Below are 15303 nucleotides of genomic sequence, written 5' to 3'. Positions count from 1 at the left end.
TAGTACTCATATAGAAAAAATTAACTCGCATTTTTATCCACTTTCTTTACTGTTCTCTTTTTTGTATAATAGGAAAGAATTTTTTATAAGGAAAAAACTAAACAGACAAGGATGAAAAACTGTGAAAACAGACGTACTAGTAATCGGCGGTGGTCCAAGTGGCCTTATGGCAGCTATTGCAGCAGGTGAAACTGGAGCAAAAGTGATGCTTGTCGATAAAGGAAATAAATTAGGAAGAAAATTAGCTATTTCCGGTGGCGGACGTTGTAATGTTACAAACCGATTACCTCAAGATGAAATTGTTAAACATATACCTGGAAATGGACGATTTTTATATAGCGCATTTTCCATTTTTAATAATGAAGATATCATTCGCTTTTTTGAAAACTTAGGTGTAAAACTGAAGGAAGAAGATCACGGACGCATGTTTCCGGTATCAAATGATGCCAAATCAGTGGTAAACGCCTTACTCACTCGTTTAAAACAATTAAATGTAACGATTAAAACGAATTGTCCTGTAGAAGATATCGATTATGAAAATGGCCGTGTTGCAAAAGTATTATTAAAAACTGGCGAGACGATCGAAACAAAGGCTGTTGTCGTCGCAGTTGGAGGAAAATCTGTACCTTACACTGGTTCAACAGGCGACGGATATCCATGGGCGAAAAAAGCTGGACATACAATTACTGACTTATATCCAACTGAAGTACCGGTTACATCTAATGAACCTTTTATAAAAGAACGAATTTTACAAGGTCTTTCTTTACGTGACATTGGTTTATCTGTTTTGAATCATAAAGGAAAATCGATCATCACACACAAAATGGATATGATTTTTACCCATTTCGGTATTTCCGGTCCGGCCGTGTTACGCTGTAGCCAATTCGTCGTAAAAGAACTGAAAAAAGGCACATCGAAACGAGTGACGATGAAAATAGATGCTTTGCCAAGTCAGAACGAGGAAGTATTGTTCCAAGAAATAATGAAAAAAGTGAAGGAAGAGCCGAAAAAAGCGGCAAAAAATGCATTAAAAGGGTTTGTTCCTGAACGATATTTAGTATTTCTATTAAAGCAAGCTGAAATTGACGAGAATAGCCCAATGAATTCAATAGCGAAAGACAAATTAAGAGCCTTTGCCCATCTATTAAAAGATTTCCGTTTTACAGTCAATGGAACATTACCGATTGAAAAAGCCTTTGTTACAGGTGGGGGCGTTTCAATAAAAGAAATCGAACCGAAAACGATGGCATCGAAAAAAATGGAAGGTCTTTATTTTTCTGGTGAAGTGTTAGATATTCACGGTTATACAGGAGGCTTCAATATTACATCAGCCCTTGTTACCGGTCGGTTAGCTGGCATGAACGCAGGGCAATTTGCCCTTCAAAATTAATTTGGTACACGGGAATTTGGTACACGGGGACGGGTCCCGTGTACCATTTTTTTACGTGAATTAGTCCGCCAGGCTAGAACCCTTATACCAATCAAGCTTTTAATTAAAATTATGTCTAACACTATTAAGATTAACTTATTTCCGATAAATCACCATTGCCGAAAAACAATATATTTGATCTTCCTCATCTTCTTCATACATCGTTGCCACATGATATTTAATATCAATCAACTGATCTTCGTCGAGTTTTTCTAAAAACTGATTCACTTCAACTTCTAAATCTTTTTCGTGTTCATAATCAAATACTTTTACACTAACCATTATTCTACCACCCCTTTTACCACATTATTGACTAATAGTTAGAATTTTATAACAATTAACCCACAAAAAATGACCGCCTATTTAGACGGTCATCTTTCTCATTAGTTTGCTACAATATTTACTAATTTACCTGGAACAGCAATTACTTTACGGATTGTTTTCCCTTCAAGTAGTTGCTGAATTTGTTCGTTTGCTTGAGCAATTTCAGCTAATTCGTCTTTTGAAATATCCTTTGCAACGACTTGTTTCGCTCTTACTTTACCGTTGATTTGAATTACGATTTCTACTTCATTTTCAACCGTTTTCGCTTCATCATAAGTTGGCCAATCTGCATACGTAATAGAATCTGTATGACCTAACTTAGCCCAAAGTTCTTCCGCGATATGTGGACAAACTGGTGAAAGTAATTTAACAAATCCTTCAATATAAGCTTTTGGAAGTTCTTTTGCTTTATTCGCTTCATTTACAAATACCATAAGTTGTGAAATACCTGTATTGAAACGTAATGCTTCGTAATCTTCCGTTACTTTTTTCACCGTTAGATGGTAAATCTTTTCAAGCTCGCCACCTGTTTTATTGACGACTTTTTCAGATAATGTACCATTATCATTGACAATTAAACGCCAAACTCGGTCTAAGAAACGACGAGATCCGTCAAGACCAGTCGTTGACCAAGGTGCTGAAGCTTCAAGTGGACCCATAAACATTTCGTAAAGTCTTAACGTATCTGCACCATGACTATCAACAATTTCGTCTGGGTTTACTACATTACCTTTAGATTTACTCATTTTTTCATGGTTCTCACCAAGAATCATTCCTTGGTTCACTAATTTTTGGAATGGTTCTTTTGTTGGCACAACACCAATATCATAAAGTACTTTATGCCAGAAACGAGCATATAGTAAGTGAAGTACCGCGTGTTCCGCTCCACCAATATAAAGGTCAACCGGTAACCAGTATTTCACTTTTTCTGGATCAACGATTAACTCATCGTTATGTGGATCAATGTAGCGTAAATAGTACCAGCAGCTCCCCGCCCATTGTGGCATCGTATTTGTTTCACGACGACCTTTTTTACCTGTAACAGGGTCAACAACTTCTAACCAATCCTTTGCGTTCGCTAATGGTGATTCACCTGTTCCAGATGGTTTAATTTCATCCATTTCTGGTAGTAAAAGTGGTAGCTCTTCTTCAGGAACAGCAGTCATTGTACCATCTTCCCAATGGATGATTGGGATTGGTTCACCCCAGTAACGTTGACGGCTAAATAACCAGTCGCGAAGTTTATATTGTACTTTTTTCTTACCGATTCCTTTTTCCTCAACCCAATCAATCATTTTATTAATTGCATCTTCTTTATTAAGTCCGTTAAGGAAATCGGAATTCACGTGAGGTCCATCACCTGTATAAGCTTCTTTTTCAATATCGCCGCCAGCGACAACTTCACGGATTGGTAAATCAAATTTTTTCGCAAACTCATAGTCACGTTCATCATGGGCAGGTACCGCCATAATTGCACCTGTACCATAAGACATTAATACGTAGTCTGCAATCCAGATTGGAATTCTTTCATCATTAACTGGATTCACTGCATAAGCACCAGTGAATACACCTGTTTTATCTTTTGCAAGATCAGTACGTTCAAGATCAGATTTCTTTTGTACTTCTTCTTTATATGCATCTACTGCAGCTTTTTGTTCAACTGTAGTAATTTTATCTACAAGTGGATGTTCTGGTGAAAGGACGGCATATGTTGCACCGAATAATGTATCAGGACGTGTCGTAAATACAGTAAATGATTCATCATGTCCATCAATGTCAAATGTAATATCCGCACCTTCTGAGCGACCAATCCAGTTCCGTTGCATGTCTTTTAGACTTTCTGGCCAATCTAGCTCATCTAAGTCTTCTAGTAGACGTTCCGCATATTCTGTAATTTTTAATACCCATTGTTTCATTGGTTTCCGAATAACCGGATGTCCACCACGTTCACTTTTACCGTCAATAACTTCTTCGTTCGCTAAAACTGTACCAAGGGCTGGACACCAGTTTACAGGTACTTCATCAATATAAGCTAGACCTTTTTCAAATAATTTGATAAAAATCCATTGTGTCCATTTGTAATATTTCGGATCAGTTGTATTTACCTCCCGATCCCAATCATAGGATAAACCTAGTGAAATAATTTGTCTTCTGAATGTTTCAATATTTTTTTCTGTAAATTCTGCTGGATCATTTCCTGTATCTAGAGCATATTGTTCAGCAGGTAGACCGAAAGCGTCCCATCCCATTGGATGAAGCACATTATATCCTTGCATTCTTTTCATTCTTGCAACGATATCTACTGCTGTATAACTCTTTGGATGTCCTACGTGAAGTCCAGCTCCGGATGGATATGGGAACATTGGCATCGCAAAGTATTTTGGCTTACTCATATCTTCGCCTGTTTTAAACGTTTTGTTGTCTAACCAATAATTTTGCCACTTTTTCTCAATTTCCTGATGGTTATAACTCATCTGTTTACTTCCTCCTTAAATAGTATTTCAATTAGCAAGACTTTGCGGAACGACTTGGTTAAAAATATAAAAATATAAAAATCCCCCCATCCCAAAGTCAATATTTGGGACGAGAGGATTGATTTCTCCCGCGGTACCACCCATTTTAATATATACAGTTCATTCCAACTGTATATATTCGCTCCATTAGCCCGTAACGTGGGTCGATCCGGCAAATACTACTTATGTTCATATTTGCGACTCGAAGGCGAGTTCATGTTATGCCCAGACTGGCTTGCACCAACCGCCAGCTCTCTACACAGTGCAATGAACATTACTACTCCTTCTCATAGTCTTTCCAATTTCTTAATTAATTTGTTAATTATGGAAATATTATATTGAAACTTTCGACAAATTGCAAGTGTATGATACATTTTTTGCTTTTCTTCAAAAATTGTAATATATACGTTATGCTTTTTGCATAGTTTTGTGACAAAATTATTTATTTAAGCCAAACTTATACACCATTATTACCATAAATCTATAATTTAAACACCATCGCTGCTTGGACTGCTTTTTGCCAACCATTGTATAACTCGTCTACTTTTTCTTGATCCATATTGTTTACAAAACGTTGATCCACTTTCCACTGTCCGCAGAGTTTTTTAACATGCGTAATCCGTCCCGCAACCACTGGATAGCCGACCCAGCAACAAAAATACTACCTTCTAGTGCATATTCGACTTTTCCATCGATTCCCCATGTTATTGTCGTTTGAATGAACGGCTTTTTCCCCTGTATTCATTAACATAAAACAACCTGTTCCGTATGTATTTTTTGCCATTCCTTGTTCAAAACATGGTTGACCGAATAAGGCAGCTTGTTGATCACCAGCTACTCCTAAAATAGCAATTTTTTGTCCGAAAAATAAATTTGGTTCTGTTTCTCCATATACGTAGGAAGACGGTTTTACTTCCGGTAACATTGTTTTCGGTACATTTAAAATCTCGAGCAATTCTTCGTCCCATTTTAATTCTTAAATATTATACATTAACGTTCTAGCTGCATTCGAAAAATCCGTTACATGGACTTTTCCACCGGTTAGTTTCCAGATTAACCATGTGTCAATTGTGCCAAAAAGTAATTCACCTTTTTCCGCCTTCTCTCTTGCACCACTTACATTATCTAAAATCCATTTTACCTTCGTTCCACTAAAATAAGGATCAATAAGTAAACCTGTTTTTTTCCGGAATACTTCATTTAATCCATCTGCCTTTAATTGTTCACAAATGTCATTTGTTTGTCGTGACTGCCAAACGATTGCATTATAAACTGGCTTTCTAGTCGTTTTATCCCATACAACAGTTGTCTCCCGTTGATTCGTAATTCCAATTGCAGCTACATCTTTCGCATCGACACCTGATTCTGCCAACACTTCCGCAATTACTGCTAACACAGACCCCCAAATTTCACCTGCATTATGCTCAACCCAACCAGACTTTGGAAAAATTTATGTGAACTCCCTTTGGGAAACGTTTACAATCGAACCTTGTTTATTAAATAAAATTGCGCGTGAACTTGTCGTCCCTTGATCAATGGCTAAAACATAGTTTTTCTCCATTTATTAATTCCCCCTCCCAAACCAACAACAATCTTTAAATAAATTTTACCATTTGAGAAAATCGGGAACAATTAAAGTTCATTTGTATGTTTTCTTGTGACAAAAAAATGGAGCAATCAAGAAAGAATGCTCCTAACATTACTTTTTAGTTCGGCGGCGGACGCTTTCCACCGGCACAGCCTTAGCCTCCTCGCCTCGCAAGCTCGTCTGCGGGGTCTTCGGCTCGTGCTAGTCCGGCTGGAGTCGCCGCCACTACACTCAAAAAACTTAAATATTAATAATATCGTTAGGTATGTTTTTGAATGGACTTTGAAATGAAAAATATTATACTAATCAAACTCCGGTTTTCTTTTCTCAACGACGGCTTGAACACCTCTTTTGTAATCATCCAGCTCCGTTACGATGGCCATAAAGGAAGAAATCATATCTAATGACGATCTCAAATCCATATTTTGATTTTGATATACGGCTCGTTTTATCATTCTAATCGCTTGCTGTGGCCCTCTAACTAATTTCTGAACGTAATCTTCTGTAAATGCCTCCAACTCTTCATCAGGAACAACGAAAGTAACTAATCCTATCTCCTTTGCCTCTTTCGCTGTTAGCACTCTTCCCGTCCACAACATATCAAGCGCTCGATCGACACCTACAAGTCTCGGTAGAAAATAAGCTCCTCCATCTCCTGGGACAATGCCGACATTAACATAGCTTTCTGATAGTTTCGTACTTTCTGCTACAATTCGAATATCACACATTAACGCCATATCTAAACCGGCTCCAAAGGCAAACCCGTGAACTTTAACAATAACTGGTTTATCAATTTCTTCAAGTAATAAAGGAACGCGTTGAATCTTTTTCCATAAAGAATTTTTTCGAGCAAGTCCAGTACTTGAAATATCTTCCTCACTCTTAAAAAATCCATTCCCCTTTGCCATTTCTTTAATATCGCCACCAGCACAAAAGCCTCTACCGTTTCCAGAAACAATGACTGCTCGTATCTCATCCGAATCCCGGACTGTTTCAAGTGCTTCAATCCATTTGTTAATCATTTCTTCACTGAATGCATTCATGCGCTCTGGTCGGTTCAATGTAATACGTGCTATTGAATCTTCTACTGAAAATAGTAAATCTGCCATTATTATCCTCCTATTTTCCTATTAAACTATATAAAGTTCTTGTCGAAAGCATTCATTAAAAAAATCCCTCAATACAGTTTCATTTTTATCCAACTGGATTTTTACTTCCCGTTCTCGTTAAAAATTCCCATAATGTCGATTTATCATCATTTAATATTTTATGCGCTAACTTTTCTGCCCAATCATTTTCATTCCCTGCTTCTTCTCGCCATGCCCATAGTCTTCTCGTTAATTGATGGAGACGATGTTCGTAAGTCACACCAATGGCACCATGGACTTGATGTGACAGCTCAGCAACTTTACCAGCGGCACTACTTGTCTTTACTCTTGCACTGGCAAGTTCGTATACATCATTGTTTTCCTGAAATGCTTCAATTGCTTTATTTGTAATCGTTAACGATGCGGCTGTTTCTCCTGCTAAAATCGCTAAATACTGTTGAACTGCTTGCTGTCTATGAATTGGGCGTCCGAACTGCTCCCGCTCCCTTGTATACTGAACCGTCATATCTAAAATATTTTCCATCGCACCACTCATCATGGCAGCCTTCGATAATCCTTGTAAATCTTGGACCTTTTCTATTAACCCTTCCACATTCACAAATTTCATTTGTAGTTCTGTTACTGTTTGATCGAAAGAAATTGTATCCTGTGGTTCTCCGGCAAGGTTAGTGCTTTTTTCGATACTGGCACCTTCAATTGGCAACAAAATGAAATAAGTTTCATCTTCTTTTTTACCAATCGTTACAACTTTTTTCGCAAATCTCCCCCAAGGTACTTTTGTCAGTTTGCCAGTTACTAAAAACCCTTGCTCTTTTTCTTGAATATTAATAAATTCATCCTTTTTAATTGATATAGTTAAAGGATTCGTTTCAGGCTGTAGCCCCATTTCCTGTAACAACCAATTCCCAATTAATGTTTCAGAAACCGGAAGTGGAACAGCATACTTTCCAACTAAACGTAAAACATGGAATCCGTCAGCATAATCTCCACCCGTTCCACCACTATCTTCAGAAATACCGATTGTAAAAATCCCTGCTTCTTCAATTAACTTCCATAATTTCCCCTGCCAAATCCCCTCTTCAGCTTGGTCAACCAATTCCTTTGAGCAATTTTCTTTCAAGATTTTCTCCGTTAGCTCAACCATTAGTTCCCTCATTTCACTCATTGCGCCACCATTCCTTTCGCTACAATTCCTCTTAAAATTTCAGTCGTCCCACCACGGAGTGTAAAACCAGGTGCATGTAAAATTGACTGAGCTAAATATTTCTCAATCGTTTTTTCGGAATCTAGTGATGGTGTAGCATTAACAAGTAATCTCGTCATTTCAGCGACTAATTTTTCAAACTTTGTTCCCATATCTTTAATTAAGGCAGCTGTAATACCAACATCTTTTCCTTCTTCTAAATATTTCGCTACACCGATTGACATTTGCCGTAAACTATTTAGTTCAGCAACTAGTTTCATAGCCTCTGTTAATCTAGGTAAATCTTGGTTTTCCTTTAATTCTTTAATTAACTCTTCTAAAAGAGGATATGTACTTAAAATACGTTCTGGTCCGCTCCGCTCATAGGCAAGCTCTGCCATATTTTGTTTCCAACCATTTCCTTCTTGTCCTACTAAGTTTTCATCTGGTACAAAAACATTTTCAAAAAACACTTCGTTAAAATGGGCAGCTCCCGTTAAATATTTGATTGGTCGAATACTTACACCAGGACTAGATAAATCGACAATTAATTGACTAAAACCTGCATGACGATTTTGAGAATCTTTCGGCCTTGTTCGACATAGGACAATCATATAATGGGCATGGTGGGCTCCGCTCGTCCATGTTTTAGTTCCGTTTAAAATCCAACCACCATCTGTTTTTACAGCTCGTGTACTAACAGATGCAAGGTCTGAACCAGAATTTGGTTCACTCATACCAATTGCAAAATAACATTCACCTTTCGCAATTTTCGGTAAATAAAACTTCCGCTGCTCCTCAGTACCAAACCTTAATAGAAGTGGACCTGATTGACGATCAGCAATCCAATGTCCCGCTACTGGAGCTCCTGCTGCAAGTAGTTCTTCAATAACGATGTAACGATCAAGTGCACTTCTTTCCGAACCTCCATACTTTTTCGGCCAAGTTATTCCAATCCATCCTTTTTCACCGAGCTTTCGTGAAAATTCAGGATTAAAACCATTTAGCCATGAATCACATCTTGTTTCATATGTACCTTTTTCTCTTTCCTTTTGTAAAAACTCGCGCACTTCCAACCTAAATCGATTGTGTTCTTCAGTAAACTCCACAACAGGCAAAACGAATTTATACATTAAATTACCTCCTGGTTATTTTTTGGAATATATAAAATATTTATACTTATACAATATTATTTATTTCATTAAGATTGCAAATAAAACCGTTTTTAAATAAAAAGGAAAAGGACTTATAAAAATCCTTTTCCTTATCAATCTTAATGGTCGAGTAAGGTCATTTCATTTTGCAATGACTGTAGTTGCAAACGCATGCGATGTAATTGTTCCCGTTGCTGAGCATTGGCCGATTGATACATTTTCATTAATTCATTGTATCGTCTTTCAAGTTCAAGTTGAGCATTCGTATAACCAACATCGTCATAATGTTCAAATCTTGATCCTTCAATTAAATGGGCACGGGCATAATCAATCGTTTGCTGACATTCGCTTAAAAACTGTTCTAGCGATTCACGTGTTGTCATTGTATACCCCCTCGAAAGCCATTATCGAGTACATGAAAGAGGAACTCTTTCAAAAATATTATCTACATCTGAAGTAAATAGTTGTTATTAAATTTATGGGAATAATGGTAAAATGAATTCGGACTTATGATTCGTATTTTTTATTTTACTATTACAAGTAGATAAGCCTACGTAATTATTTGAAGGGAAGTTTTACTATGAATCCATTTCCATTTTCAACAGATAATAAACGATACCACTCATGGAATTACCATCTTCGAAATCATTTTGGTGAAAAAATTTTCAAAATTGCTTTAGATGGCGGGTTTGATTGTCCGAACCGTGATGGTACCGTTGCATATGGCGGTTGTACTTTCTGTAGTGCAGCCGGATCAGGAGATTTTGCCGGTGACCGAGCAAAGCCAATTGAAGTTCAATTCCAAGAAATTAAAGATAAAATGCATCAAAAATGGAAAAACGGTAAGTACATTGCCTATTTTCAAGCTTTTACTAATACTCACGCTCCTGTTGAAGTATTACGAGAAAAATACGAAGCTGCTCTCGCACAAGAAGGTGTTGTCGGGTTATCTATTGCAACAAGACCTGATTGTCTTCCAGACGATGTTGTTGAATATTTAGCAGAACTAAATGGACGGACATATTTATGGGTAGAATTAGGACTTCAAACGGTCCATGAGGAAACAGCAAAATTAGTAAATCGCGCCCATGATTTTCAATGCTATATTGACGGGGTTAATAAGCTCCGTAAACATAATATTCGCATTTGCAGTCATATTATTAACGGCCTACCACAGGAAGATTATAACATGATGATGGAAACGGCTCGCGCAGTTGCAAACTTAGATGTACAAGGTATTAAAATTCACCTTCTTCATTTATTAAAAGGCACACCTATGGTGAAACAATATGAAAAAGGGATGTTAGAGTTTCTTTCATTTGAAGAATATGTGAACCTCGTTTGTGATCAGTTGGAAATTATCCCTCCAGAAATGGTTGTTCAACGAATTACAGGAGACGGACCAGCGAATTTAATGATTGGACCAATGTGGAGTGTGAATAAATGGAATGTATTAAATGCAATTGATCAAGAATTAGAACGACGTGGAAGTTACCAAGGTAAATATTATATAAAAAATACAGAAAAGGAAGCGATGAACCAATGAAATTACAAAGAATCCTTCCCTTTTCCCATACATTAATGGAAAAAGCTGCCACAACGGGAGATATTGTCGTCGACGGAACCGTTGGTAACGGAAACGATACTGTATTTTTAGCTAATTTAGTTGGTCCAACAGGAAAAGTATTTGGTTTTGATATTCAAAAAGAAGCAATTGAACGAACAACAGAGCGGCTGCAAAGGGAGAACCTACAAAACAATGTTGAACTTTTTCAAACTGGTCATGAAAATATAAAACAATGCATTCCAGAGGAATTTTATGGGAAAGTAAAAGGTGCGATCTTTAACCTTGGCTATTTACCAAAGGGCGATCATAATATTATTACAAAACCTGACACTACCATCGAGGCACTAGAACAATTGTTAGAAATAATGGCTGTTGAAGGAATTATCGTTTTCGTTGTATATCATGGCCATCCTGGTGGCGATGTAGAAAAAAAAGCGTTATTAGATTATGTGAAAAACATTGACCAACAACGTGCCCATGTTCTTTGTTACAAGTTTTTAAATCAGAAAAATAACCCGCCGTTTATTATCGCGGTTGAGAAGAGGAGTTAATTTTTTATCTATAGGAAAAAGTTCGCCATTCACTATTTTGGCGAACTTTTTTATATAACTATGCACCTACTTCGGCCGTTTCTTTAAAATCAATTTCAAAACCTAAATCCTTTAACATTTGGAAATCCGTTGATTCTGCTTGTCCATCCGTTGTTAAATAGTCTCCGACAAAAATGGAATTTGCTGGGTATAGACCAAATGGTTGTAAAGTGCGTAAATTTACTTCTCTTCCGCCAGAAATTCGGATTTCCTTAGTTGGATTTACAAAGCGCATTAACGCTAAAACTTTTAAACAATAACGAGGATTTAAATCATTCGTTCCTTCTAATGGTGTTCCTGGAATTGCATGAAGGAAGTTAACTGGAATCGAGTCCGCATCTAATGCTTTTAAACTGAAAGCCATATCGACGACATCTTGTTTTGTTTCCTTCATTCCTACAATAACACCTGAGCAAGGAGAAATACCCGCTTGCTTTACATGTTCGATTGTATTTACCCGATCATCATATGTATGAGTAGTCGTTATAACGGAGTGATGGTTTTTTGAAGTATTAATATTATGGTTATATCGATCAACACCTGCTTCTTTCAATTGCAATGCTTGTTCTGGTTTTAAAATTCCTAAACATGCACAAACCGTTAAATTAAAACGTTCTTTAATTTCTTTTACCGCTTCTGTTACCGTTTCAAGTTCTCGTTTACTTGGCCCTCTTCCACTTGCAACAATACAGTATGTGCCAATTTGCATTTCATAAGCCTTTTTCGCCCCTTCAACTATTTGATCCTTATTTAACATCGTATATTTCTCAACGGGAGCATTCGAAATACTTGATTGTGCACAATAACTGCAATTTTCTGGACAAATACCTGATTTCACGTTATTTATTTGATTTAGCTTCACTTTATTTCCAAAATAACGATGACGAATGATATATGATGCATGCAGTAGTTCAAGTAATTCCTCATCAGGTGCATTCAAAATACTTAATGCTTCCTCATTCGTTAACTCTTTCCCCTCTAATACTTCATAAGCTAACTGCTTCCATTCTCCCATTTCATTTCCCCCTTTAACAAAACAATATCTATTTACATATTTAAAAAAAGGGCAAAGGCTACTCACATAGCCTAGATTACGCCCCAATTCGTAAATGTTTAAATTGTCCCTTAGTTAAAACGGAAAAGCGCATACGGTGCGCAAAAATACCTGCTACAACAGCTAAAATAATATCCTTTGGTAGTGGTACAACCATCCATAACCACGCCATTCCATATGTAAAGCCTTCTGGAGCCTCCGCCCAATTTAAATATGCAAAATACATCCAGTTTGTTCCAACAATGTAGTTAATCGCTGTGCCTATTAATGCCGCAATAATATATGGTGTTACAGTTTTCTTTTTTTCTACCATTTTTCCACAAACAAATGCCACAAGAATAAACGAAAGAATAAATCCGAATGTTGGGAAAAATAACGCAGCTATTCCACCTTTAAATTGTGCAAAAAATGGTAAACCTATGAGGCCACCGACCATATATACAGTAGTTGAAATTGTTCCTAGTCTTGCTCCCAGGATTAATCCCGCTAAAATTGCAAAAAAGGTTTGTAGCGTGATTGGTACTCCACCAACTACTAAAAACGGCGCAATTGTTGTAATATTAGCTCCTATTGCAATCAAAACAACAAATAAACTTACGAGCGTAATTTCGATCGTTCTCATTTTTCTTTGCATAACACTTTACCTCCAAAATATTATTAACAATCTAAAAATAATCGAATTCACCTCTTTTGTCAACTTATTTAAGTTTAAGTTAACATATATTTTCACAAAAAAATAGCCGTTCAGATTAAATTGAACGACGATAAAGTTGAACTATATAATTTGTTGTTTTCTTTGGTAAATTTTCGCATTAATATAAAAGAATTGACTAATCCAGCCACCTTGTTTACGTATTTTTCTAGCCATAATTTCGGTTTGTTTTTTCCATTTAATTTTACGATCTGATAAATATAATCCTAATAAACCGCGATTTATCATCTGATGAAATTTTTGATCAGGTAATATTCCGGTATACTTGTCCGCTTCTTCAATAAATAATTGAAATCGACTTAAAAGCATTTCATCATTTTCATAATACGTACAAAAGTTTAAATCCCCTTCTTTTAGATCCTCTTCCTGGTCTATAAAATAATCTAACAAAATATGTAAACCTTGAATATATGGGAAATAACCATCACGGATTGCCTGTGCCTGTTCTTCTGTAAAATCATCACGCATTGCATATGAAACTAAACAAAAGATTCCCAGCGTTGATCCTGAACAAGCTGCAAATTCATACCACGTCATTTCAGGAAGAGATTCTTGGTTAGCTGCAAACCAATTTTTCAAACGCGGTAAACGTTCTTCTTTTTTCACATGTTTGTGTACTTGTAAATCACAATAATATTGGCATAACTCTATTAAATAGTTTCGAATTATAGAGTAACCTTTGATATCTTTTAAGACGGATTGACATGTTTCAACTAATTCCTGTAAATAGCCTCCATCGTCTTGTTCATTTCTAAATCGATAATAATTTTCAGGACTATTTTCAGTTTTTAAACAATCAACCATGGACTGATGTAATGTACGGAAATCTAGAGGATTAAGTGATGTGGAACGGTCACAAAGATTATCTAAATAATCACTAATTGTTTGATACGCTACTATAAACTTAATAGCTGCTTCATACTTATCCTTAGCTAATAAAGCTAGAATTGCCCCACCCTCACAGTGAAATCGTTTATCACTTTGACTATTTAATGCTTGTTGTCTCAATTCAGCATCTGGAATCGCTTTTGCTTTTTCATTCCATCGTTTCAATTCACGATTAACAGTAGGAAAAACTTTTTGATAACATTGCTTCATTAAATTAATTGGATTTTTTGGTATTGACAATATTTTCGCCTCACTACTTTCGTTTGTTCTTACTTTCATTATAACGAATAGTCTCTTTAAAAGAAAAATGCAATGTCGCTAGACACAAAATATTCGAATTTTATTGTAAAATAGTACTATCATTTGTTAAGAATAGGGGGAAAATTCATGTATAAAATTTATCCATACAAAGGGGCTTATCCAAAAATAGCAGAATCCGTATTCTTAGCCGATTTTGTTACAGTAACAGGTGATGTTGAAATCGGTGAATACTCAAGCATTTGGTATAATACCGTCATACGTGGGGATGTAGCACCTACTAAAATTGGGAAAAACACAAATATTCAAGATTTATGTATGTTACATCAAAGCCCTAACAATCCATTAATTTTAGAAGACAACGTAACAGTTGGGCATCAAGTTACATTACATAGTTGTATTATAAGAAAAAACGCACTCATTGGAATGGGATCTATTATTTTAGACGGTGCTGAAATAGGTGAACATGCATTTATCGGTGCAGGTAGTCTTGTACCACAAGGTAAAAAAATCCCACCACGAACTTTAGCCTTTGGCCGTCCAGCAAAAGTAATTCGCGAATTAACGGAAGATGATTATAAGGAAATGGACCGGATTTACCGTGAATACCGAGAAAAGGGACAGTATTATAAATCGTTACAGGATAAATAGGTTATTAAAGATTACTGCATTAGATAGTATTACAAATGCTTTCGGCCATTATGTCCAGTAGAATGTATCAAAAAAGATATTGCTCACTTTTCCCTCTTAAGGAATGTCAAATAGAATTAATTCATCAGGTTCTTTATATCTAATAATAATAAGGCCGTTCAGGTCAAAACCGACATCTGAACAGCCCTATAAGCATTTTTGTTTATTTCTTTTTTATTTTAAGTATGATTGTATTTAGGAACCTATTTTGACTGCATAAATCATTTTGATTTATTGCAGTTTT

The 15303-nt window shown here is 36.3% G+C and carries 13 protein-coding genes, 1 pseudogene and 1 other annotated feature; of the genes and pseudogenes, 4 read left to right on the top strand and 10 right to left on the bottom strand.

Features of this window, described 5'->3' with window-relative positions; genetic code table 11:
- The first annotated feature begins 121 nt into the window (after positions 1–121).
- Positions 122–1390: a BaiN/RdsA family NAD(P)/FAD-dependent oxidoreductase gene (locus tag GW534_RS13640; RefSeq protein WP_161921556.1), complete on the top strand. Its 1269-nt coding sequence runs from the start codon at positions 122–124 to the stop codon at positions 1388–1390.
- A gap of 135 nt (positions 1391–1525) precedes the next feature.
- On the opposite strand, the gene GW534_RS13635 is transcribed toward GW534_RS13640, so the two are convergent.
- The 7 genes and pseudogenes from GW534_RS13635 to GW534_RS13605 all read right to left on the bottom strand — a co-directional run bounded on the left by GW534_RS13635 (position 1526) and on the right by GW534_RS13605 (position 9683).
- Positions 1526–1711 carry a sporulation protein Cse60 gene (locus GW534_RS13635; protein WP_161921555.1) on the bottom strand — a complete coding sequence of 62 codons (186 nt, stop codon included), beginning with the start codon at positions 1709–1711 and terminating at the stop codon, positions 1526–1528.
- A 101-nt stretch (positions 1712–1812) separates the two neighbouring features.
- The gene (leuS, locus tag GW534_RS13630) at positions 1813–4227 is read right to left on the bottom strand and encodes a leucine--tRNA ligase (RefSeq protein WP_161921554.1); all 2415 of its coding nucleotides are present in this window, start codon (positions 4225–4227) and stop codon (positions 1813–1815) included.
- A gap of 102 nt (positions 4228–4329) precedes the next feature.
- Positions 4330–4566 (bottom strand) — a binding site (T-box leader).
- 294 nt (positions 4567–4860) lie between these two features.
- Positions 4861–5827: pseudogene (glpK, locus tag GW534_RS13625) on the bottom strand (glycerol kinase GlpK); the annotation flags it as partial.
- 329 nt (positions 5828–6156) lie between these two features.
- Positions 6157–6963, bottom strand: coding sequence for an enoyl-CoA hydratase/isomerase family protein (locus GW534_RS13620; RefSeq protein ID WP_161921553.1), 807 nt, complete (start codon positions 6961–6963; stop codon positions 6157–6159).
- An 85-nt stretch (positions 6964–7048) separates the two neighbouring features.
- Positions 7049–8128: an acyl-CoA dehydrogenase family protein gene (locus tag GW534_RS13615; RefSeq protein ID WP_161921552.1), complete on the bottom strand. Its 1080-nt coding sequence runs from the start codon at positions 8126–8128 to the stop codon at positions 7049–7051.
- The gene (locus GW534_RS13610) at positions 8125–9279 is read right to left on the bottom strand and encodes an acyl-CoA dehydrogenase family protein (RefSeq protein WP_161921551.1); all 1155 of its coding nucleotides are present in this window, start codon (positions 9277–9279) and stop codon (positions 8125–8127) included. Before GW534_RS13610 ends, GW534_RS13615 begins: the two co-directional genes overlap by 4 nt.
- A gap of 140 nt (positions 9280–9419) precedes the next feature.
- Positions 9420–9683: a YtzC family protein gene (locus GW534_RS13605; protein WP_161921550.1), complete on the bottom strand. Its 264-nt coding sequence runs from the start codon at positions 9681–9683 to the stop codon at positions 9420–9422.
- A 197-nt stretch (positions 9684–9880) separates the two neighbouring features.
- On the opposite strand from GW534_RS13605, the gene GW534_RS13600 reads away from it, so the two are divergent.
- Positions 9881–10846, top strand: coding sequence for a TIGR01212 family radical SAM protein (locus tag GW534_RS13600; RefSeq protein WP_161921549.1), 966 nt, complete (start codon positions 9881–9883; stop codon positions 10844–10846).
- A complete protein-coding gene (locus tag GW534_RS13595; RefSeq protein ID WP_161921548.1) occupies positions 10843–11418 on the top strand; it encodes a tRNA (mnm(5)s(2)U34)-methyltransferase in 576 nt (191 codons plus the stop codon). The genes GW534_RS13600 and GW534_RS13595 overlap by 4 nt, the downstream gene beginning before the upstream one ends.
- A gap of 58 nt (positions 11419–11476) precedes the next feature.
- Here GW534_RS13595 and bioB read toward each other — a convergent pair whose 3' ends face one another.
- From bioB to GW534_RS13580, 3 genes are all read right to left on the bottom strand, one after another.
- The gene (gene bioB / locus GW534_RS13590) at positions 11477–12472 is read right to left on the bottom strand and encodes a biotin synthase BioB (protein ID WP_161921547.1); all 996 of its coding nucleotides are present in this window, start codon (positions 12470–12472) and stop codon (positions 11477–11479) included.
- A 76-nt stretch (positions 12473–12548) separates the two neighbouring features.
- The gene (locus GW534_RS13585) at positions 12549–13145 is read right to left on the bottom strand and encodes a biotin transporter BioY (RefSeq protein ID WP_161921546.1); all 597 of its coding nucleotides are present in this window, start codon (positions 13143–13145) and stop codon (positions 12549–12551) included.
- Positions 13146–13286: 141 nt separating this feature from the next.
- The gene (locus tag GW534_RS13580; RefSeq protein ID WP_161921545.1) at positions 13287–14351 is read right to left on the bottom strand and encodes a tetraprenyl-beta-curcumene synthase family protein; all 1065 of its coding nucleotides are present in this window, start codon (positions 14349–14351) and stop codon (positions 13287–13289) included.
- A gap of 147 nt (positions 14352–14498) precedes the next feature.
- Between GW534_RS13580 and GW534_RS13575 the strand changes: the two genes are divergently transcribed.
- Positions 14499–15020: a gamma carbonic anhydrase gene (locus GW534_RS13575; protein ID WP_161921544.1), complete on the top strand. Its 522-nt coding sequence runs from the start codon at positions 14499–14501 to the stop codon at positions 15018–15020.
- Positions 15021–15303: the final 283 nt, after the last annotated feature.

Source organism: Pallidibacillus pasinlerensis (assembly GCF_009996845.1).
GTDB lineage: Bacteria > Bacillota > Bacilli > Bacillales > Caldibacillaceae > Pallidibacillus > Pallidibacillus pasinlerensis.
This window is presented reverse-complemented; position numbering and strand designations above follow the sequence as displayed.

Bases quoted from the DNA above. Each gene is read 5' to 3' on its own strand.
- bioB (WP_161921547.1), bottom strand. From the start codon at position 12,472: ATGGGAGAATGGAAGCAGTTAGCTTATGAAGTATTAGAGGGGAAAGAG.
- GW534_RS13635 (WP_161921555.1), bottom strand. From the start codon at position 1,711: ATGGTTAGTGTAAAAGTATTTGATTATGAACACGAAAAAGATTTAGAA.
- GW534_RS13575 (WP_161921544.1), top strand. From the start codon at position 14,499: ATGTATAAAATTTATCCATACAAAGGGGCTTATCCAAAAATAGCAGAA.
- GW534_RS13620 (WP_161921553.1), bottom strand. From the start codon at position 6,963: ATGGCAGATTTACTATTTTCAGTAGAAGATTCAATAGCACGTATTACA.
- GW534_RS13600 (WP_161921549.1), top strand. From the start codon at position 9,881: ATGAATCCATTTCCATTTTCAACAGATAATAAACGATACCACTCATGG.
- GW534_RS13585 (WP_161921546.1), bottom strand. From the start codon at position 13,145: ATGCAAAGAAAAATGAGAACGATCGAAATTACGCTCGTAAGTTTATTT.
- GW534_RS13605 (WP_161921550.1), bottom strand. From the start codon at position 9,683: ATGACAACACGTGAATCGCTAGAACAGTTTTTAAGCGAATGTCAGCAA.
- GW534_RS13595 (WP_161921548.1), top strand. From the start codon at position 10,843: ATGAAATTACAAAGAATCCTTCCCTTTTCCCATACATTAATGGAAAAA.
- GW534_RS13615 (WP_161921552.1), bottom strand. From the start codon at position 8,128: ATGAGTGAAATGAGGGAACTAATGGTTGAGCTAACGGAGAAAATCTTG.
- leuS (WP_161921554.1), bottom strand. From the start codon at position 4,227: ATGAGTTATAACCATCAGGAAATTGAGAAAAAGTGGCAAAATTATTGG.
- GW534_RS13610 (WP_161921551.1), bottom strand. From the start codon at position 9,279: ATGTATAAATTCGTTTTGCCTGTTGTGGAGTTTACTGAAGAACACAAT.